Annotated in this window: 20 protein-coding genes; 7 read left to right on the top strand and 13 right to left on the bottom strand. The window is 62.8% G+C overall.

Going from position 1 to position 20,639, the window contains the following annotated elements:
• The first annotated feature begins 344 nt into the window (after nt 1-344).
• Both L0U83_RS35725 and L0U83_RS35720 read left to right on the top strand, forming a co-directional pair.
• The gene (locus L0U83_RS35725) at nt 345-929 is read left to right on the top strand and encodes a hypothetical protein (RefSeq protein WP_373321177.1); all 585 of its coding nucleotides are present in this window, start codon (nt 345-347) and stop codon (nt 927-929) included.
• A gap of 84 nt (nt 930-1,013) precedes the next feature.
• Nucleotides 1,014-1,829: a response regulator gene (locus L0U83_RS35720; protein WP_233888875.1), complete on the top strand. Its 816-nt coding sequence runs from the start codon at nt 1,014-1,016 to the stop codon at nt 1,827-1,829.
• A gap of 84 nt (nt 1,830-1,913) precedes the next feature.
• Here the strand turns inward: L0U83_RS35720 and L0U83_RS35715 are convergent, their stop codons facing one another.
• The 12 genes from L0U83_RS35715 to L0U83_RS35660 all read right to left on the bottom strand — a co-directional run bounded on the left by L0U83_RS35715 (nt 1,914) and on the right by L0U83_RS35660 (nt 13,668).
• Nucleotides 1,914-2,666, bottom strand: coding sequence for a flagellar basal body L-ring protein FlgH (locus tag L0U83_RS35715; RefSeq protein ID WP_233888872.1), 753 nt, complete (start codon nt 2,664-2,666; stop codon nt 1,914-1,916).
• 63 nt (nt 2,667-2,729) lie between these two features.
• Nucleotides 2,730-3,569 carry a hypothetical protein gene (locus L0U83_RS35710; protein WP_233888870.1) on the bottom strand — a complete coding sequence of 280 codons (840 nt, stop codon included), beginning with the start codon at nt 3,567-3,569 and terminating at the stop codon, nt 2,730-2,732.
• A 14-nt stretch (nt 3,570-3,583) separates the two neighbouring features.
• Complete coding sequence (locus tag L0U83_RS35705) at nt 3,584-3,766, bottom strand: DUF6726 family protein (protein WP_233888867.1); 183 nt, start codon at nt 3,764-3,766, stop codon at nt 3,584-3,586.
• Nucleotides 3,767-3,825: 59 nt separating this feature from the next.
• Complete coding sequence (locus L0U83_RS35700; RefSeq protein WP_233888865.1) at nt 3,826-4,011, bottom strand: hypothetical protein; 186 nt, start codon at nt 4,009-4,011, stop codon at nt 3,826-3,828.
• A gap of 396 nt (nt 4,012-4,407) precedes the next feature.
• Nucleotides 4,408-5,310, bottom strand: a complete 903-nt coding sequence (locus tag L0U83_RS35695; RefSeq protein WP_233888863.1) for a hypothetical protein — start codon at nt 5,308-5,310, stop codon at nt 4,408-4,410.
• A 208-nt stretch (nt 5,311-5,518) separates the two neighbouring features.
• A complete protein-coding gene (locus L0U83_RS35690; RefSeq protein ID WP_233888862.1) occupies nt 5,519-6,652 on the bottom strand; it encodes a branched-chain amino acid ABC transporter substrate-binding protein in 1,134 nt (377 codons plus the stop codon).
• Nucleotides 6,653-6,980: 328 nt separating this feature from the next.
• Entirely contained in the window at nt 6,981-7,745 is a 765-nt protein-coding gene (locus L0U83_RS35685) for a FadR/GntR family transcriptional regulator (RefSeq protein ID WP_233888861.1), read from the bottom strand.
• A 17-nt stretch (nt 7,746-7,762) separates the two neighbouring features.
• Entirely contained in the window at nt 7,763-9,274 is a 1,512-nt protein-coding gene (gene arfA, locus L0U83_RS35680; protein WP_233888860.1) for an arabinosylfuranosidase ArfA, read from the bottom strand.
• Between the two features lie 75 nt (nt 9,275-9,349).
• Complete coding sequence (locus L0U83_RS35675) at nt 9,350-10,681, bottom strand: extracellular solute-binding protein (RefSeq protein ID WP_233888859.1); 1,332 nt, start codon at nt 10,679-10,681, stop codon at nt 9,350-9,352.
• A gap of 122 nt (nt 10,682-10,803) precedes the next feature.
• Nucleotides 10,804-11,667, bottom strand: coding sequence for a carbohydrate ABC transporter permease (locus L0U83_RS35670; RefSeq protein WP_233888857.1), 864 nt, complete (start codon nt 11,665-11,667; stop codon nt 10,804-10,806).
• Complete coding sequence (locus L0U83_RS35665; protein ID WP_233888855.1) at nt 11,664-12,590, bottom strand: carbohydrate ABC transporter permease; 927 nt, start codon at nt 12,588-12,590, stop codon at nt 11,664-11,666. The genes L0U83_RS35670 and L0U83_RS35665 overlap by 4 nt, the downstream gene beginning before the upstream one ends.
• Complete coding sequence (locus L0U83_RS35660) at nt 12,580-13,668, bottom strand: ABC transporter ATP-binding protein (protein WP_233888853.1); 1,089 nt, start codon at nt 13,666-13,668, stop codon at nt 12,580-12,582. Before L0U83_RS35660 ends, L0U83_RS35665 begins: the two co-directional genes overlap by 11 nt.
• A gap of 422 nt (nt 13,669-14,090) precedes the next feature.
• Between L0U83_RS35660 and L0U83_RS35655 the strand changes: the two genes are divergently transcribed.
• Both L0U83_RS35655 and L0U83_RS35650 read left to right on the top strand, forming a co-directional pair.
• The gene (locus L0U83_RS35655) at nt 14,091-15,287 is read left to right on the top strand and encodes an NnrS family protein (protein ID WP_233888851.1); all 1,197 of its coding nucleotides are present in this window, start codon (nt 14,091-14,093) and stop codon (nt 15,285-15,287) included.
• A gap of 174 nt (nt 15,288-15,461) precedes the next feature.
• Nucleotides 15,462-15,908 carry a GlcG/HbpS family heme-binding protein gene (locus L0U83_RS35650; protein ID WP_233888850.1) on the top strand — a complete coding sequence of 149 codons (447 nt, stop codon included), beginning with the start codon at nt 15,462-15,464 and terminating at the stop codon, nt 15,906-15,908.
• A 27-nt stretch (nt 15,909-15,935) separates the two neighbouring features.
• On the opposite strand, the gene L0U83_RS35645 is transcribed toward L0U83_RS35650, so the two are convergent.
• Complete coding sequence (locus L0U83_RS35645; RefSeq protein WP_233888849.1) at nt 15,936-16,586, bottom strand: FadR/GntR family transcriptional regulator; 651 nt, start codon at nt 16,584-16,586, stop codon at nt 15,936-15,938.
• Nucleotides 16,587-16,812: 226 nt separating this feature from the next.
• Here L0U83_RS35645 and L0U83_RS35640 point away from each other — a divergent pair, with 226 nt between their 5' ends.
• Genes L0U83_RS35640 through L0U83_RS35630 form a run of 3 tightly spaced genes read left to right on the top strand, consistent with a single transcriptional unit; the run spans nt 16,813 to nt 20,625 of the window.
• Nucleotides 16,813-18,597, top strand: coding sequence for a gamma-glutamyltransferase family protein (locus L0U83_RS35640; protein WP_233888848.1), 1,785 nt, complete (start codon nt 16,813-16,815; stop codon nt 18,595-18,597).
• Between the two features lie 33 nt (nt 18,598-18,630).
• Nucleotides 18,631-20,043, top strand: a complete 1,413-nt coding sequence (locus L0U83_RS35635) for an MFS transporter (RefSeq protein WP_233888847.1) — start codon at nt 18,631-18,633, stop codon at nt 20,041-20,043.
• Nucleotides 20,044-20,073: 30 nt separating this feature from the next.
• The gene (locus tag L0U83_RS35630; protein ID WP_233888846.1) at nt 20,074-20,625 is read left to right on the top strand and encodes a GAF domain-containing protein; all 552 of its coding nucleotides are present in this window, start codon (nt 20,074-20,076) and stop codon (nt 20,623-20,625) included.
• The last annotated feature ends 14 nt before the right edge of the window (nt 20,626-20,639 follow it).

Genomic DNA, 20,639 nt, shown 5'->3' with positions numbered 1-20,639 from the left:
AACGATAGCGCGGCGAAGAATCCGCAATGTCTCACTCAGCGGGGAGAATGCAGGAGCGCTTACGAAACATTACACGCGCCCTAGCGCGCGGTAATTGCCAAAGGGCGCTGACGACCTGTAGCGCGTGCCTCTGCGTAGAGAAGGCGTGCAATGCACGCGTGCAAGTCCTTACTGAGCGGGAGGATTTTGAAGAAGTGGAAAGTGGCATTCAACATTGACCGATGTCCCGGCCATCGCGCGCATCGCTTTGCACCGATCATACGTGACGAGTCCTGCCGGGAGCGTGTCATGTTCCGCGCAGCCTTTCAACGCATCGGGTATCCGCTCCCATGCCACATGAAATCGTGTCATACGTCAGCCGTGCGAGCGCGCGTACGGTGAAACTCGGCGCTGCCTGCGCCGCGGCGCTCGCGCTCAACGGCTGCGCATGGACGCTCATCACCGCGGCCGATGCGACTGGCTCCGTGATTCAGGCGGGTTACGCGGTCGCGTCGAACTACTCCTCGCCTAAATTCGTGACGGGCCGGCCGGTCAATCTCAGCTCGATCTGTATCGAGAACAATCCCATGGTCACATCGGGAGATTTCGTGCCATCGCTGCAGCTCGTGCTCGCGCAGCGCGGTGTGACTTCGGACGTCTATGGCGCCGGAACCGAGCCGGTGAGTTGCGAAGGACGTCTCGTGTATAACGCGTCGATCGAATTCGGCAAACCGACGTTCAGCGACGAAAGCAGGGCTTATCTTTCGACGATCAATCTGACGATCTTCATGCACAACCATATCGCCGTTACCGCGCGTTACGAAGTGCGCGGCCTCGGCACCGACCGCTATTCGAGTGCGGCGGTGAAGCTCAAGGGGCTGGTGGACAGCATGGTGGTCGACCAGACGCAATTGGGCAATTCATTCCAGTCCGCTTCGAGCGACCAGTAAATCTGGTGCCCGCGCGACGCGCGGGAAAGGATTGGTAAGGCTGCGGGCCTGTACCGGCTCGTTCTCGTCCCTTACGATTTACGCATGGCAAATAATATCTTTCTCGTCGACGACGATCCGGTCGTGCGCGACGTCACGGCCGAATATCTGCAGATGCGTGGCTTTACCGTCACGACGCTGCCTTCCGTGCGTGCGATGCAGGAGCGGCTGCGCTCCGAGCGGCCGCAGGTTGTCGTGCTCGATATCATGATGCCGGAAGTGGATGGCATCAGCGCGCTGCGCGCCTTGCGCGAAAGCGGCGATGACCTGCCGGTCATCATGCTCACCGCGCGCAATGAAGTGATCGACCGCGTGCTGGGTCTCGAATTTGGCGCCGACGACTACGTGGGCAAACCGTTCGATCCGGGCGAGCTGGTGGCGCGCATTCGAACGGTCATGCGCCGGCGCAGCATTTCGAACCTCACGGGTGCGCCGGAAAGCCGCGAATCGTTTCGCTTCGGCCCCTTTGAACTCGATTTCCGTTCGCGAGAGTTGTATCGCGACGAAGTCCGCATGCCGCTGCGGTCTAGCGAATTCGCGTTCCTCAAGCTGTTCGTCAATCACTCGATGACGATTCTTTCGCGCGAGCGGATTATCGAAATCGTGTATGGGGAGGCGGGGCGGTATCGCAATCGCAGTCTCGATGTGGCGATCTGGCGCTTGCGGCGCCTGATCGAAACCGATCCTTCCGAGCCGCGCTATCTTCAGACGGTGTGGGGGCACGGGTATGTGTTCGTGCCTGATGGTGAAGTTGGCTTCGCCGAGCGCTTTGGTGAACATGCCCGTGAGCATGCGGATGAAGACAGCGGTGAATACGCCGATGAGCTTGAAGGCGAAATGCCTGATGATGAGGAAAACTGAGCGTTTGGCGGCCGCTTGAACATCGTTGGCCTTTCCTTGAAAACAAGGAAAGGCCAAAGCGGCCAGGAATCACGAAAAAGAGACTCAAAACGTAAGCACGCTAAGAAACATACGTTGCAACCAGCCGACGGTAGTCGCATCGTTGAGCAATCCGTGCCCAACCTGCTCGATGCGCGCATTGGCGATCTTCCCTGATTCAACGTAATTATCGGCTTCCACGTCATTCGGATTGACGATCCCGGAAAGCCGCAGGCGTTGATGCTCACCGCTCATCGCAATGATCTTCTCCCCCGAGACCACCAGATTGCCCGTAGGCGTCTTGCTGATGACCGTGACGGCCAGCGTGCCGGTCATGTCGCTCGACAGCGAGTGATTGCCGCTCCCGTTGAACGAGGTCGACGCCGAGCCGATATTGAACAGGCGCGCGAGCCGCGCCGCCGCGCCGGTCGACTGGTCGGCGGCCGTGGCCGTGATGTTGCTGTCGCGCTTGGCGGCGGCACTCGCGACATCATTGCCGCTATAGGTTTCAGAAAGCCGGATCGTGAGCACGTCGCCGATTCGCTGCGCACGCGGAGTCTCGTACAGCGAGATGGCGGTGCCCGACTGATAGATCGCGCCGCTCGTGTTGACGTTCAGCAGCGGTTCCGCGAGCGGCGGTGTCATGGGCGTATTGACGATCGACTCCGGCGTCGCGCAGCCAGCGAGCGCCGTGGCGAGCGATGCGCACAGCAACGCGTACGCCGCGCCTTTCGAGCGAGTCGTGCGGCATGCGCTGGAAATTGAGGATTCCGATTGAACGAATGGCATGGCGAAGGGGCGGGTGCGAGGGTGATTCATCGGATGTGGCGAATTCGGCGGATTCGTTGAGTTCGTCCGGGCGGCCGGTTGACGTGTTCCGTTTCAGCCTTCGTCGAACTGGCTGAGCTTGAGCGTCTTCTCGTTGCCTTTGGCGCGCAGCGTGGCGGGCTTGAGCAGATACGTGAGCGTCGCGCGATCGCTGTCGGGCAGCAGGCAGATGGTGATCGTGCTCAAGGCGTTCTCCCACACGAGCAGTGGCAGCGACGGTGCGCCGAGCACGCGCGGTGCGCCGTAGCGCGACGCGAGCAGGTTGCGCAGGTCGAAGGCCGTTGTCGAATCCACGACGAACGACATTTCATAAAGACGCAGCGGGTCGCCGGCCGAGGCGTGCGCAAAGCGCAGGATATGGTCGACCGCGGGCACGCCGTCCACTACGGCTCGCGATGGCGTCCAGCCTTGCGCCGTGTGGTGCGCCCACCGGCAAGCCACAGTGAGGCTCGTGTAACTCTTGACCATCATGCCGATGTCGCTGCCCGCGACGTCGGTCTCGCAAAGCAACTCGCTCTCGTGGGGCGTCGCGCGCACCATGTCCGTTTGCCGCAGCGCGCTCAGCGGCGTGCCGAGCGCAATGCCGCGAAACGCGAACGGCGAGTCGTCCGGCGCCGGAACGCGCGCTCGGGTGGCCGATGCATCGAACGCCGGCCGCCGCTTTTTCGCGATCGGCGCCGACGGTTTTGCCGCGCTCGCCGCATGCGACGCGATCGCGGTATCCACTACGCTCGCCGCGTTCGACGCGATAGTCGATTGCGCTGGGGCGGTGGCCTTCGGCGCGACGTACGGTTGCACGCGCCCTTCGAAATGCGTGTCCGCATGCGCGGGCGAGAGCGGCGCGGCCAGGTATGCCGCGCTCAAAGCGAAAGCGATCAGTGGCGCCCGTTTCATCGGCTGGACCTCGATCAGTCGACCGCCGCCGCGCACGCGTCGAACGGCACGGCTGCCGGGTGGCCGACCAACGGCACGATCTTGAGCGTGGCCGATGCGACCCGGCATGGAAAGGCCGCCACGGCACAGCCGTCGAGCGGCAGGGCGAGGCAGGCGAGGGCAATCGCCGACGTGGCGCGCGCCAGATGCGTTGACAACCGTGGTGTCAGGCACATGGGCGCGCGCTGCGCCGGCGTCTCCCGTAACGGCGAAGTGGTCATGCCGAGGTATTGATGTTGTGGCCGAGCGGACCGACCGGTGCGGCCGGGTGCACGGTTTCCTGCTGGGGAAAGGGGTTGCCGGCGGTGCTATCCGTGCTGGAGTTCTTGGTGCTGCGGTTTTCGCCCAGCGACGTCAACGAGGACGTGTGCGCGATACTGCTCGAACCGATAGGGCTGGTCATGAAGGGCCTCCTTGGCGCAATGGAACAAAAAAGAAGGGGCGCGCCGAGAAGGGGGAAGCGCGCCCCGCCTTACGCCGATCGGGGGGCAATCGGCGAGCGGCGAGGCAAATCTTCGCTTCCAGAGGGCTTGCATGAAGCAAGAATCAGCGTGGCCTTTGGCCAATCGCTTACGAGTCCTTCCAGAGGTATACGAATGTGCAAGATTGAGTGGCGCGAACACGACGGGGACCCGTGGATGGCGCCATGATTTGGGCTGGACCGGAAGACGATCCTCAAGCGCGATTTGCTCGCGCCGCATGGGGAGAGGACGGCGAAGAAAGTGAATTGAGCGCGCGTGTTCCCAGGCCGCTCAGGTCGGCAGCCTGGGAATGTGTAAGCAGGTGGAAGGAGACGGTCTCAAACGCCCTTTATGCGCTCCCAGCCGTGGCGGACGGCAGCCTTGAATCTTTCCCAGCCGTTTTCCGGGTAACGCGACTCCCAATCCTCGCGAACGCTCGGCTCGACCCCTTGCCAGTCGTGTCCGCGATACCGTTCGTCTTGCCTGAGCGTTGCGCCGTGCTCGTAAGCTGCGCAATATTCGTCGTAGGACATGCCGGAGTCCGCGTAGTTTGCTTCGTAGTCCTTGCGGATTTCGGTCTCGTAGGCAGCGTCGTCGATCGGGGTGCCCATGACAGGATCACCCACGAGGCCCCTCGTCGATGTCTGCTGCGCTCTGGCCGCGCTCGCGGTCGTTTCGGGCGCAGTTGTGCTCGCGCGCGTTGTGACCTGCTGCATGCCACTGGCCACGGTCGGCGCTGCCGAAGCATACGCCGCGTGCCGTGTTTGCGCCGCCGCTTCGGGCGATGTGTCGCGCAAATCGTCGGACGCGCGGGTCGTGCGCTTGGAGGACGCAGTACGCGACGAAGCGTTGTGCCAGGCACTGCTGCGTTCCTCGATATCCGCTGCGCCCGTGCTGCGCATCACTTCGCGCGCCAGATTCACTTGCATTTCGGAAACGTCCGCGCTGACGACCGATCCGCCGCGGCGAATGAACTCGCGGTAATCTTCGGTCTCCGGAGGATACGCACCGTGCTTGAAGAGTCGCGCGAACAAGCGTTCGAGTTGATCGAATACCGGTGTGTGTTGCCCCGCATCGCCCGCGCCAGGCGCGTAGACTCGCGGCCCTTTTTCCAGGGGGGCCTCGACCGACATCGAGTAAATGGCGATATCGGCTTGCGCAACCCCTGCGTCGCCTAGCGCTTTTTGCGCGGAACGTGCGCTCCCATAGCTGTCGTAGACGCCCAATACGGTTTGCCTCATGACTGTCTCCCTTCGCTTTCGATATGCGGCGGTATCGCCACGTATCGGCGTGGGCGCAACAGCCATGCCCGATTACGGGCATACGGCGAGGTCGTATCAAGGTCGCGAGTCAGTGGCCGGGAGTGATCTGGCACTGGAGGCAATCCGCACTGATGGCGAGGACCAGTCAGTGCGGATTCAGCGGGTCCTTGATGGACCCGCGAAGAGATCAATTTCCCGCGATCGTGTCGACTGGCTTGAAATCGCCATGCTGGACCTTGTAGATGGTCACGGGCGCGTCCTTCAGGTCGCCGGTCGCATCATACGAAATCGTCGCAGCCGATACGCCCTTGATCGACAGCTTGTCGAGGTACGGGCCATAGACCTTCGGATCGGTCGAGTTCGCGTCCTTCATCGCGTTGAGAAGCGCCATCGTGCCGTCGTACGAGTACGGCGAGTACGTGATGGGGTCTTCGCCGAAGCGCGCCTTGTAGCGCGTAGCGTAGCCGGCAAAGCCGGGCATCTTTTCCTTCGGCAGTCCGCCCATGTACACGATCGCGCCTTCGGCCGCGCTGCCGCCGATCTTCAGGAAGGTGGGTGAGCGCGACATTTCGCCGGTCACGAACGCCGCCTTGATGCCAAGCTGGCGCATCTTGCGGATCATCGGCGACGATTGCGCGTCGCCGCCGCCATAGAACACCGCATCCGGGTTCATGCCCTTCAGATTCGTCAGGATTGCAGAGAAGTCCAGCGCCTTGTCGTTCGTGTAGTCGCGTTTCACCACGGTGCCACCGGCTGCCTCGACCGCCTTCGCGAACTCGTCGGCAATGCCCTGGCCGTATGCAGTGCGGTCATCGATGATCGCAATGCGCTTGTAGTGCAGCGTCTTCACGACATAGGAGCCGACAATGCGGCCGGCCTGCGCGTCGCTCGTCAACAGGCGAAACGTCGTCTTGTAGCCGCGTGCCGTATACACCGGCGAGGTCGCCATCGAAATCTGCGGCAAGCCGGCGCGGTTGTACAGATCGGATGCAGGGATGCTGGTGCCCGAGTTGAAGTGGCCGATGATGCCGCTCACGCCATCGTCGATCAGGCGTTGCGCCACCACGGTTCCCGTGTGCGGGTCAGCCTGGTCGTCCTGCGAGTCGAGTTCGAACGATACGGGCTTGCCGCCGATGGTGGGATGCGTGGCGTTGAAATCGTTGATGGCCAGTTGCACGCCTTTTTGCATGTCAGTGCCATAGTTCGACTGCGCGCCCGTGAGCGGCGCGGCAAAGCCAATCTTGACGACATCGGCGTGTGCGGCGGCGCATGAAAATACCCAGGCGGCTGCGAGTGCGGAGTGCGTTACCTTCAATTTCACTTTTCACTTCCCCTCAGGTGCATGTTGGGCAATGCCGGACATTGCGTGCTTCAGTGCCGGCGAGTGCGATCTTGAGTTGTTGCGAACGCGCCTCTGAGCTTCACGCTGGCGTGCGAAGCGTGGCGAGATCGGCGAATGCAGTCTAGGTAGCGAAAATTGGCGCGTCTTGGTCGATTAGGGTTCTACTCGTGACGATTTCTGCATAGTGGCCGGAAGGGGGCGCCGACCAGGGTGCGCACGGGTAGCGGCGGCGCGCAAGCCGTGCATAGCGGTGAGTGGTGGGATCAGCACAAAGCGAGTACAGCGCGCGAACGCGCATCGACGGCCGTCAAGGCGCGATCGTATAGCGCAGGATCCGGTCGCGTGACTGTTCGAGCAGGCGCGTCATGGCAGCCGCTGCCGCGTCGGCTTCGCGCGCCACGATATGCCGGCGGACGGCGTCGTGCAGTTCGAGGTCTTCGCTCGGCTTTGCGGCCTGGCGCTGCATCATTTCCGACGACACGCGCAACGCGGCTTTGATCGCGTTGCCGATCGTAATGAACATGCCGTTCTGCGAGGCCGTGATGATGGCGAGATGAAACTCGAGATTCGCGTCGGCGGCCGCGCGATTGTCGGAGGCGCCATGCTGGGCGGACTGGCCGTATGCGTTTGCCAATTCCAGGTAGCGGCGCTCGATGATCTGAAAGGTCTCTTCCTTGCCGTGGCGCGCGGCGAGAAAGCTTGCGCGCGGCTCGAAGCAGATGCGCATTTCGAATATGTCCTCGACGATCTTGGAGTCGAACTGCGCGTTGAGGCGCCACGCGAGTACGTCTCGGTCGAGCAGGTTCCAGTCGGAGAAGGGCAGGACACGTGTGCCAATTTTGGGTGAAACGGCAATGAGACGTTTGGCCGCCAACTGTTTGATGGCTTCGCGCAGCGTGGTTCGACTCACGCCGTAGGCGCTGCACAGCTCGCTTTCGACCGGCAGCGCGTCGCCGGGCGCGAACTCGCCCGAGACCACGCGCATGCCGATAATCTTGGCGATCTGCGTTGTTATATTGCCAACGATCGGTTCGCGCTCGAACATCACTTCCCCTTCATGGACGTCGTGCACAGCGTGTCCGTGCTGTGTTATCGGGCGGTCGTCACAATCACGTTCCACGAGCCCGGCTTGAGCTTCGCGCGCACGCGTTCCCCCTCGACCGACACGGCGTTGTTGACTGCGGGCGCCACCGTCGTCGGCGCCTCCACCGTGTTCACCGCTTTCATGTTGGCATGATACAACTCGAGCGCGTGATCGAGCGTACGTTCCTTGCCGAGTCCGCGCAGTTCGACATTGAGTTCCATTTCGTCGCTCAGGTGACGATTGAGCGCGAAGATAGTCGTCGTGCCCGTGGCGCGATCGTCCACCACGGCTGCGCAAAGATACGGGATCTCCGGAAAGGTTTCCGCTTCATAGGTGGGTGAATCGATTACGGGCTTGAGCACGCGGCCATGGCCGAATTTCGAGGCCTGTGCGAACGGATGGAAGATGGTCTGACGCCACGCACGGCCGCCTGGCTCCGTCATGATCGGCCCGATCACGTTGACGAGTTGCGCGAGACAGGCCGTCTTCACGCGGTCCGAATTGTTCATCATGGTGATGAGCGCGCCACCCACCACCAGTGCGTCTTCGTGGTTATAGACCTCCTCGATGAGGCGCGGCGCCTCGGGCCAGCCCGGCTTGCGCAGGTCGTTGATGGTGCGCGCCTTGTACCAGACATTCCATTCGTCGAATGAAAGCATGATGCGTTTGGACGAATGCTTGCGCGCGGCCACGCTGTCGGCCACCGAGACGATTTCCTTGATGAACAGATCCATCACTTCGATATTGCCGAAGAATTCGGCGGTCGAGTCGCGACGGTTCTCGAAGTAAGTATGTAGCGAAATGAAATCGACCTGCTCGAAGCAATGGTCGAGCACGCGGTCCTCCCACGCACCATAGGTGGGCATTTCGTGCGTGGAGGAGCCGCACGCGGCGAGCTGAATGGTGGGGTCGACCGAACGCATCAGCTTGGCCGTTTCGAGCGCGGCGCGCCCGTATTCTTCGGCGGTCTTGCGGCAGATTTGCCATGGGCCGTCCATTTCATTGCCGAGACACCAGAATTTGATGTCGTGGGGCTTTTCATAACCGTGCTCGCGGCGCAGGTCGGAAAGCGCCGTGCCGCCCGGATGATTGCAATATTCGACGAAGCGGCGCGCCTCGTCGGGGCCGCGCGTGCCAAGGTTCACGCCGTACATCGGTTCGATGTCGAGCGAGCGGCACCATTCGATGAATTCGTTCGTGCCGAACTGGTTGGTTTCGGTGGAGTACCACGCAAGATCGAGCCGGCGCGGACGCTTTTCTCGCGGACCCACGCCGTCTTCCCAGTTGTAGCCCGAGAGGAAGTTGCCGCCAGGGTAGCGCACGATCGTCGGGCCGAGTTCGCGCGTGAGCGCCATCACATCCTTGCGGTAGCCGCGCTCGTCGGCGTCCGGATGGCCGGGCTCGAAAATGCCGGTGTAGACGCAGCGGCCCATGTGCTCGACGAAGACGCCGAACAGGCGCCGGTCGAGTTCGGAAATGACGAAGTCGCGATCGACGATGAGGCGGGAAGCGATCATGGTGTTCCTCTATCCATCCTGTAGCGGTGTGAAGTGAGGCGGCCGCGCCGTGCAGGCGCGGACCTCCTGATGACGTTATCGTGCGAGCAGGGCGTTGGTGCGTTGGTCGGCTTCCTTCTGCACGTCGGCGACCGACTTGCCGGTCGAGAGCATGTTGCTGATCTCTTCACCTACGATCTGCTGGATCGCGAACTGGCGCGGCACCGTGTTCGGCAGCGCGTAACCGGTGGTCGAGATCTCCTTGATCTCCGAGCGATGCGGCAGCGCGTTGAACGTGGCGCTCGTGATGATCGACTGCCGTGCGGGCAGGTGACCGGTGCGCGCCCAGTCGCCGTCGTGGTCGTAAAGGAACTTGAGGAACACGAGCGCGGCGCGGCGCGTCTTCTCGTCCTTCGCGCCGCCCTTGAGCATGACCCACGAGTGGCCGTCGGCCCAGACTGCTTTCTTCTGGTACAGATTGGGGAACGGCACCACGTCGTAGCCGTTTGCAAGCGGGGAGTCAGGCTTCTTCGCAAGATTCGTGAAGTCCTCGATCATCCACGTGCCGCACATGAGCACGCCCGCTTTGCCGTTCTCAAAGGCCTGGTTGGCCGCGCCATAGTCGAGGCCCGGCGTGATCGCAGACGCCTTCATGAGCTTGTCGTAGAGCGTGAGCGCGTTGGTGGCGGCCGGCGTGTGCATATCGATCTTCGTCGGGCCATTGGGGAACAGCGTGCCATTCTGCTGATAGACCCAGGTGTCGAACGTGCGCGTTTGCGCGGCCGATTCATTGGCGATCGGCACTGCGAAATAAGGCAAGCCAGTCTTGTCCTTGAACTGCTTCGCCTGTGCGAGGAGTTCGTCGGGCGTTTTCGGCAGGATGGGCTTGCCACTCGCATCGACGAGACCCGCCTTCTTGAACAGGTTCACGTTGATGTGCCAGAGCCACGAATGCGTGTCGAACGGCAGCGCATAGGTCTTGTCGCCGAACGTCACGGCGCGATGGGCCTGGGGCGTGAAGTCGTTCGTGTCCACGCCCACCGACTTGAAGCCGTCGTCGAGCGGTTCGACCAGATTGCGCTTCACGTAGTCGCCCAGCACGGCCTCATGCATGACCGAGATGGTCGGTACGTCGCGACTCAGAATGCGCGCGTCGATTTGCGTATAGTAGGGCGACCACTCGATGATCTGCGGCTTGACGACGATGTCTTCCTTGTTCGTCGCGTTGAACTGGTTCACGAGCGTCGTGATGATGCCGCACTCGCCCGAGGCCTGGCTCACGTCGTTGACCTTGCCGTACTCGGCGTCGCAAGCGCCGAAGAAGCGCGACAACGTGATTTCGGTTTTGGCCTGGGCCGGCGCTGTCAAGCTTGCCGCAAGGCCGAGCACAGCTAGCGTAAGTACGCCTCGCACCATCGATCTTCTCATGTCTCTCTCCTGTGGAAGACCCCGCGGGCGCGCGGTTCACGCTCCCAATGGATCGTTTTATATGCACTACGAATTAATAAAGAATAAAGCACGACCCACCGAAGCGTAGCTCGGGTTGCCGCCTACCGAACTGCGGTGCCGGCCACGGCCGCCACGATGTACTTCTGGAAGAACAGATACAGCACGAAGATGGGCAAGCCAGCGAAAACAGCCTGTGCCATGAGATAGCCAATGCCCTCGGACTGTGCAAAATTGCCTTGCGTGGAGGCGAGCCCGATCGTCAGCGTGTACATCTCGGGCTTCGATGCGGATACGAGCGGCCACAGATAATCGTTCCACGCACTGAGAAACGTGAAGATGGCGAGCGTGGCTTGCGCTGGCAGCGAAAGCGGCAGCACGACGCGCCAGAACACCTTGAAGCGCGAAGCATTGTCGAGCAAGGCGGCCTCTTCGATCTCGATGGGTACGGCCTTGAAGTACTGCGTCATGAGATACACGCCGAACGGCGAGGCGAGGCGCGGCAGGATCAGCGCGCCGTAGGTGTTGTGCCAGTCGAGCGTTGCGAAGATATGATGCAGCGGAATCACGAGCGCCTGCTCGGGAACCGCGAGTCCGCAAAGGCAGAGCACATAGACATAGCGCTTGCCGGGAAACTCGGTGCGCGCGAAGCCATAGCCCGCGAGCGAGGCGATAACGAGCGTGAGCAATGTCTGACCGATCGAAACGATGAGGCTGTTGACGAGCCATCCGCCTACCGCCGAGGTGTTGAGGATGTTCGTGTAGTTCTGCAGCGTGAAGGGCGGTGAGAAGAGCACGTCGGTGTGCTGCTCGAGGAACGCATTAGGTTTGAACGAGAGGCACAGCACCCAGACGAGCGGCGTGATCCAAAGCAGCGCGAGCACAACCACGGCGCCGAGCATCAGGCGGTCGCCCATGCGGCCCGTTAGCGAGCCGCGCGAGCGCGTTTCGAATGCGAGCGTGCTCATGCGTTCTCCTTCTTGCGCAGAAGCCAGGCCTGTGCCACGACGCCGATCAGCATTAGCGCGAACAGCACTTGCGCTGCTGCTGCGGAATAGCCGAACGACCATTGGCGGAAGCCGGTTTCGTAGATGAATTGCACGAGCGGGCGCGTGGAATTGTTAGGGCCGCCGTCCGTGAGCAACTGGGCCTGGCCGAACAACTGAAACTGCAGCACCGCTTCGATCACCGCCACGAGCGCGACGGTGCGCCAGATGGAAGGCAGCGTGATCTTCGTGAACGTGCGCCAGCGCGAGGCGCTGTCGAGCGCCGCGGCTTCATAAAGCTCTTGCGGAATCTGCTGGAGCGCGGCTAGAAAAAGCATCATCGGCAGACCCATGATCCACCAGACCGTGACGACGGCGATGGCGGGCAGTGCGGTGGCCTCGTGCATCAGCGGAACGAATTCCGGCCAATGGAGCATGTGGCTCATGTCGGCGAGCAGGCCGTTGCCGGGCATCATCACGAGCTTCCAGACCAGCGTGACGATTGTGACCGATAACACGGAGGAGCCAAAAAAGAGCGCGCGCAGCGCGGCGCCGAATCGGCCGGGGCGGTTCAGGACCAGCGCGAGCGCCAGGCCAAGCAACACGAAAACGGGGACTGTGAGGATGACGAAGTAGAACGTGTTGCGCAGTGCACCGCGAAAAATTGGGTCGAGCGCGAGGTCGAGATAGTTGCGGATACCGATGAACTCGCTCGTGCCGGCGAGCAGGTCCACGCGTTGCAGGCTGAGCCACCAGCCGAAGCACAACGGAACGATCAGCAACAGCACGTAGACGATCAAGAACGGCAGCACGAACAGCGCGTTGGACCATGGCGCGCGCAGGTTACGCCGCCGGCCCTCGCGCGTTTTCGGCAGCGGCATGGCTAGCGAGCGGTTAGAGGCCATGCCACGCCTTGCCGGTTTCGTCGAACACATGCAGGTGCGCCGCGTCGAGACTCATGCGGATCGTGTCACCGGTTTCGATATCGAGTTCGCGTGCACGCGGCAACTCGGCCACGAGCAATTGACCGTTGGGCATGCTCACATGGGCGAGCGAGCGATCACCGAGTCGCTCGATGACTTCGGCGCGGCCAACCAACGGCCCTTGCGGGTCCAGCAGCACGTGTTCGGCGCGCACGCCCAGCGTGAGCTTGCCCGCTGGCAGGCTCGCTGTGGCGATGGCCGTTGGCGTCTGCACGCCGTCGAACGGCAGCCCGGCGATCAGCCGTCCGCCGTTGTCGCCAACGCGCTCGACGTCGATGAAGTTCATGGCAGGCGTGCCGATGAAGCCCGCGACGAAGCGCGTGGCGGGCCGCTTGTAGATATCGAGCGGCGCGCCGATCTGCTCGATACGCCCGCGGTTCATCACGACGATGCGGGTGGCGAGTGTCATCGCTTCCACCTGGTCGTGCGTGACGAACACCATGGTGGAGTGCAGGCGCTGATGAATGCGCGCCAGTTCGAGGCGCGTGCGGGTGCGCAGCGCGGCGTCGAGGTTGGAGAGCGGTTCGTCGAACAGGAACGCTTCGGGCTCCTTCACGACGGCGCGCCCGATGGCGACGCGCTGGCGCTGGCCTCCGGAAAGCTGTGCGGGGCGGCGCTGCAGCAGCGGGCTGAGTTCGAGCATGCGCGCAGCCTCGTTGATGCGCTGGTCGACTTCGCTCGCGCTCACGCCCGTGTTGCGCAGGCCGAACGCCATGTTGTCGTACACGGTCATGTGCGGGTAGAGCGCGTAGTGCTGAAACACCATCGCCACGCCGCGCTTGCCCGGCGGCTGTTCGTTCACGCGCCGCTCGCCGATGCTGATCTGGCCGTCGCTCACGGTTTCGAGCCCGGCGATCATGCGCAGCAAAGTGGATTTCCCGCAGCCCGAGGGGCCGAGGAAGACAAGAAACTCACCGGATTGAATGTCGAGGTCGAGGCCGGTGATCACCTCGGTTTCGCCATACCGCTTCGTTACGCCGCTCAGTCGGATGCCCGTCACGGTGCCTCCTGTGGAGTAGTCTCGTACCGCCGCTTTTAGTGCATTGATATTATGAAAAGAACGGCCCCATAACCCATTCGTGTAAACACTGATCATCTGGAATCCCAAATGATGGGTTTTATGCAAATTGCTTGAGGGAGCGAATTGGCACGCGTGGTGCGTGTTATTGGCGAATTGAGGAAGGCCGAAATAATGATCGAAGCTCTATTGATTTGGCATCCTAATTGAATCAAGGCCGGCCTCTTTCGAATCTCTAGTGAGACCTTTGATAACGTATAAACACGCATTGGCGCGCCTCGCGCTGCACCAGGAGAGGCCAGATTCGGAACTGCGGCATTACATCGCGGTTTCAGTTTTCGGCGGTATTTCTCGCCCAGTCCATATAAGATGCATTGAAAGTGAATGTATTGGCGAGTGCGATCATGACCGTCTTTCGAATCGAAGAGCCCACCCCTGCGGCTCGCAGTGGTTTCGCGCTGTGGGCGCTCGGCTTCCGGCCGTTTTATCTTGGCGGCGCGCTATTTGGCGGCGCGGCGCTGCTGGCCTGGATGGCCGCGTATGCAGGCCATCCGTTGCCGGGTCTCAGTTCATACCTTCCGGGCATGTTCTGGCACGTGCACGAGATGATTTTCGGTTTCGGCTCAGCGATCGTGGCGGGGTTTCTTCTGACCGCCGTGCGCGCGTGGACGTCAGTCACGCCTGCTCAGGGCAAGTCGCTGGCGGCGCTCTGGCTGTTGTGGCTCGCGGGGCGTATCACCGTTGCCTACGCGACGCCCGGCGTCGCCGCCGTGGTGGATAGCATCTTTCTCCCCGCGTGCGCGCTCGTGTTGCTGCGCGTGCTCATCCGCGCAAAGAACAGCCACAACATCTTTCTGCCGGTCGCGCTCGGCATGCTCGCCGCACTGAACGTAGCGTTCCATCTCTCGATGCTGGCCGGGCGCGCGGACTGGGCGCTGCACAGCGCCTACCTCGCGGTGGGCATGCTGGTGCTGTTCATCACGATCATCGGTGGGCGCGTCATTCCGTCGTTCACGGCTAACGCCGTGCCTGGCTATACGGCGCAGCGCTGGCATGCGGTCGAGCGGGCGGTGCTGCCGCTCAGCGCGCTGGCGTTCGTGCTCGACGCCGCGCTCGGCTCCGGCGTGCTCGTGGCGCTAGCCGCGCTTGCGGCGGCGTGTGCGCAAGGCGCGCGGATCTGGGGTTGGCGTTCGTGGCGGGTCGGCAACCGGCCGATCCTGACCATCCTGCACATCGCCTATGCATGGATACCCATTGGCTTCGTGCTGCTTGCGCTCGCCGCTCTGGGTTTCGTCGCGCATACACTTGCCATACACGCGTTCACGGTAGGCGCTATCGGCTGCGCGATCATGGCGATGATCACGCGCACGGCGCGCGGACATACGGGCCGCAAGCTGGTGGCGGGCGGCTTCGATATCGCCTGCTATGGGCTGCTCGTGATCGCAGCGTTGATTCGCGTGGTGGGACCATGGCTTGCGCCGCAGTGGCTCACGTTCTGGATCGAGGCTTCGGGTGCATGCTGGGTCGTTGCGTTCGCGGCATATTGCTATCGCTACGCCGGCTGGCTCATCGCGCCACGTGCCGATGGTAAGGAGGGCTGATTCATCGGCCTTGCACACAGCGTATGGCGCGAGTATGGTCGTTGGCGAGGGCTGAACGCGCATAACGCCTTGGGCCCGCCGACGATGGAGGGTGCGATGCATCACTCTGTTCAGATCGCAGGCGCAGCCTGTCTTGTCTTTGTAACCTCTGTGCAGGCTCAAACGTCAGCTTCCATGCCGCCGACGGCTGCCGTGCCTGAGCGCATGCCTTACGACATTCCTTACGGTTCGCCTATCGGGCTCGATGCGGCGAAGCATCTGCTTGCGCTCGCTGAAACCGAGGCGCGCAAGCACGACTGGAAAATGAACATTGCCGTGGTCGATCCGCATGGCGATCTCGTCGCTTTCGAGCGCATGGATGGCGCGCAATATGCCTCCGTCGAGGTTTCGCAGAACAAGGCGCGTACCTCCGCGCGCTTTCGCCGGGAGACGCGCGTTTTCTATAACCAGTTCGAGAGCGGTCATGCCTATGTTGCTACGCTCGACCAGGGTCTCGTGGCTTCGCCCGGCGGCTTTCCGTTAGTCGAGGACGGCAAGGTGATCGGTGCGATTGGCTGCAGCGGTGGCACAGGTGATCAGGATGCCGTAACGTGCAAGGCTGCCGCTTCCGCAGTGAAGTGAGCGCGGGGGGCATTGGCATCTCCATAGTCAATGCGGCGAGCCGTATCCCTGCACTTTCAGCAGATGCTCGCGCATACAGCGCGCGGCGGTTTCGCCGTCGCGGGCGAGAATCGCATCGACGATGGACTGGTGCTGCTGCGCGAAATGATGGCGCGTGGCCTGGTCCGTGGTCTTTTCACGCTGGGTTGGCTTGACTCGCATGCCGTTGATCACTTCCATAAGGGCAATGATCGCGGGATTGCGCGAGGCCTGTGCGATCAGCAGGTGAAAGCGCTGGTCCCATAGTTGCCACTCCTCATCGTTTTTCGCCGTCGCATTTCTTTTTGCGCACTTCTCCAGTTCGGTCAGATCCTCGGGGGTGGCCTTTGCCGCGGCGAGACCGGCTAACGCCGGTTCGAACATGAGGCGCATCTCCGCGATATCGGCCGGGCTCGTACGCGAGCGCAGGCCGCGCAGCGTGGGCGCGAACTTGAGCGGCCGCGCCCCAAGATAGGTGCCGCGCCCCACACCGCGCCAGATCCGGCCAGACGCCTCCAGCGAGGCAAGCGCCGCGCGCAGTTCGCGGCGGCTCACGCCCAGGTCCTCGGCGAGCTTGCGCTCGGGAGGCAACGCGTCGCCGTCCTTCAACCGGTGTTGAGCAATGTAGGCAAGCAGGCTGTCGAGCGCGGACCTTTTCATGGTGCGATGCGAACCAAGATGAATTGGTTCGATTCTAGCAGCCGAACTGAGACGCGCAAACCGCGAGATCTGGAGGATGGACTAAATCCGGGCATAACAGGCGGAATTTCAGGGTTAACACCGGGTGCAGCCAATAATCTTCCTTCGTAAGCTGATCGTGAGAGGTTTTGGAACCAATCGCAAATGGTTCGACCGCAAGTCGAGTCTTTCGCACAGGGAGTGGAAGATGTCGTTCACAACGCGTCCCGAGCTGATCGGGACCTTCGGGATGGTGGCGTCCACACACTGGCTCGCCAGCGCGTCGGCGATGGCGGTGCTCGAGAAGGGCGGCAATGCTTTCGACGCGGCCGCCGCCGCCGGCTTCGTGCTGCAGATCGTCGAGCCGCATCTCAACGGTCCCGGCGGCGAGTTGCCGGTCGTGTTCTACAGCGCGCGAGAAGACCGCGTGCGCGTATTGTGCGGCCAGGGTGTGACGCCCGCGGCCATGACGATCGAGCGCATGCGCGGGCTCGGGCTCGAAGTCGTGCCGGGCACCGGCCTGCTGCCCGCCGTGGTGCCGGGCGCGTTCGGCGCGTGGATGACGATGCTGCGCGACTACGGGCAACTGCCGCTGGAAGACGTGCTGAGCTACGCGATCGGTTATGCGGAGAACGGCTATCCGGTGTTGCCGCGCATGTGCGCGTCGATTCTCGCGATCAAAGACTTCTTTCTCAGCGAATGGACGACCTCCGCCGAGCAGTGGCTGCGCAACGGCGACGCCCCCGCACCGAACGCGCTGTTCGCGAATCCCGCCATTGCGGCCACGTACCGCCGCATCCTGCGCGAGGCGAGCGCGAAAAGTGACCGCGCCGAGCAGTGCGAACTTGCGCGTTCGGCGTTCTACCGCGGCTTCGTGGCCGACGCCATCGACCAGTATTTCCGCTCGACCGACGTGCTCGACACCTCGGGCCGCCGCAATCGTGGCCTGCTCAACGCAGACGATCTCGCGCGCTGGGAGCCCACTTACGAGGAAGCGCTCTCGTACGACTACGCGGGCCTGCGTGTGCACAAGACAGGGCCGTGGGGGCAGGGGCCGATGTTCCTGCAGCAGCTCGCGCTGCTCAGGGGCTTCGATCTGGATGCCATGGATCCGTTCGGTCCGGATTTCGTGCACACGGTCATCGAAACGTCGAAGCTCGCGTTTGCCGACCGCGACGTGTTTTACGGCGATCCGCGCTTTGCGAACGTTCCGATGGAGACGCTGCTGAGCGACGCCTACAACGACGAGCGCCGCCGTCTTGTCGATCCGCACAAGGCCTCGTTCGAATTCCGTCCGGGCCCGCTGCTCGACAGCGAAGCACGCGCGGCGCGCATTTTCGCGAACGCCGGGCGGCAGCAGCCGGGCGGTTTCGGTCAGGGCGAGCCGACGTTCGCGCCGCTGCCCGAATTGCGCGGCGACACTGTGCACCTCGACGTCGTCGATCGCTGGGGCAACATGGTGTCGGCCACGCCATCGGGCGGGTGGTTGCAGGCGTCGCCCGCGGTGCCGGGCCTCGGCTTCAACGTCACCACGCGCGCGCAGATGTTCTGGATGGAAGAGGGTCTGCCTTCGTCGCTCGGGCCGGGCCGGCGTCCACGCACGACGCTGTCTCCCACGCTCGTCACGCGCGAGGGCAAGCCGTATGCCGCGTTCGGCACGCCGGGCGGCGATCAGCAGGATCAGTGGTCGATGCAGCTGTTTTTGCGTCACGTGCATGCGGGCATGAATCTGCAGGCTGCCGTGGACGCCCCCTCGTTCCAGACCGCGCATTTCCCGGGCTCGTTCTATCCGCGCTCGATGCAGCTTGGCAAGATGTCGGCCGAGTCGCGCTTTCCCGAAGCCACGCTCGCCGCGTTGCGCTCGCGCGGCCACGACCTCACCGTCGCCGAACCGTGGGGACTCGGGCGCGTATGCGCGGTGGGCATCCGCAACGGCCTCATGCGCGGCGCGGCCACGCCGCGCCAGATGCAGGCTTATGCGATCGGCCGCTGAACACGCGCCACGCTCAACTGGAACCGATCCACCATGTCCAACGTCGCCGCCCGACTCGAAAGACTGCCGCTCGCGGGCTTCCATCGCAGACTGCTGCTGATCGGCGGGCTCGGGTATATGTTCGACGGGCTGGACTCGTCGTCGCTTGCCTTCCTGCTGCCGGTCGTGAGCAAGCTCTGGCAATTGACGAGCGCGCAAACGGGACTTGTCGCGAGCAGCACGTATATCGGCTATTTTTTCGGAGCGTTCCTTTCCGGCGTGCTGGCCGACGTGATCGGCCGCCGCCGCATCATGATGAGCGCGCTGGCAATCTATTGCGCGGCATCCATGGCGAGCGCCACCGCGCACGACTGGCACACGTTTTTCGCGCTGCGCATGCTCGCGGGTTTCGGCTCGGGCGCGGAAACGGTCGTGATCGCACCGTTTCTTGCCGAATTCGTTCCGCGTCGCTATCGCGGCATGTTCTGTGGCGCGCTCGTCGGTTTCATGTCGTTCGGATATCTAAGTTCATCGATTCTCGGCTACACCGTCGTGCGAAATTTTGCGGATGGCTGGCGCTATCTCGCCGTACTGACCTCGCTGCCGGTGGTGATGCTGCTCTGGTGGCGCAGAACGCTGCCCGAGTCGCCGCGCTGGCTCGAAAGCCGCGGACGCTCCGCCGAAGCCGACACCATCGTGCGGGCCATCGAGGCGCGCTACGAGCAAGAGGGCATTGCGCTGGCGCCGCCTGGCTCGCCAGGCGCGATTCCCGCCTCAGCTCAGGGCAGCGGCGGTGCGCTGCAGAACGTGCTGACGCTGTTCTCGCGCCGGCTCGTGGGCACGACGGCCGTGAGCTGGCTGATGTGGTTCTCCGTGGCCTTCGCGTACTACTCGTTCTTCTCGTGGATTCCGAGCCTGCTCGTCAAGGAAGGATTGACGCTCACGAAGAGCTTCGGCTATTCGATTGCCATCTACGGTGCGCAGATTCCAGGCTATTTCTCGGCAGCATGGCTCAATGAGCGTATTGGCCGCAAAGGCGTGGTGGCCTCTTACATGACGCTCGGCGGCCTCGCCGCGATTGCGCTGGCTTTCTCGCATACGGGCGTGCAGATCACCGTGGCGGGCGTGTGTCTCTCGTTTTTTATGAATGGCGCGTTTGCTGGGGTCTATGCCTATACGCCAGAAGTCTTTCCTACGGCCGTGCGCACGACCGGCACGGGCTCTTCATCGTCGTTCGGCCGCATCGGCTCGGTGAGCGCGCCCATTCTGGTTGGACTCGTGTATCCGGCATTCGGCTTTTTCGGCGTGTTCGCCATGACGACTGCGGTGCTGCTGGCGGGCGCTTGCGTCGTGTTCTTCCTTGGCATCGAAACCCGCAACCGCTCGCTCGAAGACATTGAAGCGAGCGGCGCGCAGGCGGCCTTCGATGCGCACAAGCCGCTAGCCCGCGACGGGCTGCGAGGCTGAGCGCGCGCGATGCTTACTCCCATACGTCCCATGCAAACGCCTCTTTCCCTCGTGAACGAACCCTATGCGCTGCAGCGCGAAATCGCCGATCTCGCGCGCCTTTCGCGCGTGATTCGCCAGCCCGGGCAGCCGGATGCCATTTTCCGCGAGGTGTGTGCCGTCGCTGCCGAAGCCATCGGCTTTCGGCTCTTCACGATCATGGCCTACGACGCCGGCAACCAGGAAGTGGAGCGCGTGTTTACGAACATGCCGGACGTCTACCCATCGGGCGGGCGCAAGAAGAAAAGCGGCACACCGTGGGCGCAACGCATTCTTTCGGACCTCGAACCGTTTCGCGCCACGACGCCGCAAGGGCTGCGCGACGCCTTCGATGATCACGCGGTGATGACGGCGATGGGGCTCGGCTCGATTCTCAACATACCGGTTGCCTACAACGGCCGTTGTGTCGGGACGATGAACCTCACGCATGTGGAAGGCTGGTACACGTCGCAACACGAGGAAACGGGGCTGCTGCTCGGCGCGTTTCTCGCGCCTGCGCTTGTTGCGCACGGCATGTCTTTTGCAGCCCATTCAAGCCCCTGATTGCAGGACCTTTG

Origin of the sequence: Paraburkholderia flagellata (genome assembly GCF_021390645.1) — a bacterium.
Classification (GTDB): Bacteria; Pseudomonadota; Gammaproteobacteria; order Burkholderiales; family Burkholderiaceae; genus Paraburkholderia; species Paraburkholderia flagellata.
This window is presented reverse-complemented; position numbering and strand designations above follow the sequence as displayed.

Bases quoted from the DNA above. Each gene is read 5' to 3' on its own strand.
- L0U83_RS35695 (WP_233888863.1), bottom strand. From the start codon at position 5,310: ATGAGGCAAACCGTATTGGGCGTCTACGACAGCTATGGGAGCGCACGT.
- L0U83_RS35710 (WP_233888870.1), bottom strand. From the start codon at position 3,569: ATGAAACGGGCGCCACTGATCGCTTTCGCTTTGAGCGCGGCATACCTG.
- arfA (WP_233888860.1), bottom strand. From the start codon at position 9,274: ATGATCGCTTCCCGCCTCATCGTCGATCGCGACTTCGTCATTTCCGAA.
- L0U83_RS35665 (WP_233888855.1), bottom strand. From the start codon at position 12,590: ATGGCCTCTAACCGCTCGCTAGCCATGCCGCTGCCGAAAACGCGCGAG.
- L0U83_RS35715 (WP_233888872.1), bottom strand. From the start codon at position 2,666: ATGAATCACCCTCGCACCCGCCCCTTCGCCATGCCATTCGTTCAATCG.
- L0U83_RS35645 (WP_233888849.1), bottom strand. From the start codon at position 16,586: ATGAAAAGGTCCGCGCTCGACAGCCTGCTTGCCTACATTGCTCAACAC.
- L0U83_RS35655 (WP_233888851.1), top strand. From the start codon at position 14,091: ATGACCGTCTTTCGAATCGAAGAGCCCACCCCTGCGGCTCGCAGTGGT.
- L0U83_RS35700 (WP_233888865.1), bottom strand. From the start codon at position 4,011: ATGACCAGCCCTATCGGTTCGAGCAGTATCGCGCACACGTCCTCGTTG.
- L0U83_RS35670 (WP_233888857.1), bottom strand. From the start codon at position 11,667: ATGAGCACGCTCGCATTCGAAACGCGCTCGCGCGGCTCGCTAACGGGC.
- L0U83_RS35640 (WP_233888848.1), top strand. From the start codon at position 16,813: ATGTCGTTCACAACGCGTCCCGAGCTGATCGGGACCTTCGGGATGGTG.
- L0U83_RS35720 (WP_233888875.1), top strand. From the start codon at position 1,014: ATGGCAAATAATATCTTTCTCGTCGACGACGATCCGGTCGTGCGCGAC.
- L0U83_RS35675 (WP_233888859.1), bottom strand. From the start codon at position 10,681: ATGAGAAGATCGATGGTGCGAGGCGTACTTACGCTAGCTGTGCTCGGC.
- L0U83_RS35650 (WP_233888850.1), top strand. From the start codon at position 15,462: ATGCCGCCGACGGCTGCCGTGCCTGAGCGCATGCCTTACGACATTCCT.
- L0U83_RS35635 (WP_233888847.1), top strand. From the start codon at position 18,631: ATGTCCAACGTCGCCGCCCGACTCGAAAGACTGCCGCTCGCGGGCTTC.
- L0U83_RS35630 (WP_233888846.1), top strand. From the start codon at position 20,074: ATGCAAACGCCTCTTTCCCTCGTGAACGAACCCTATGCGCTGCAGCGC.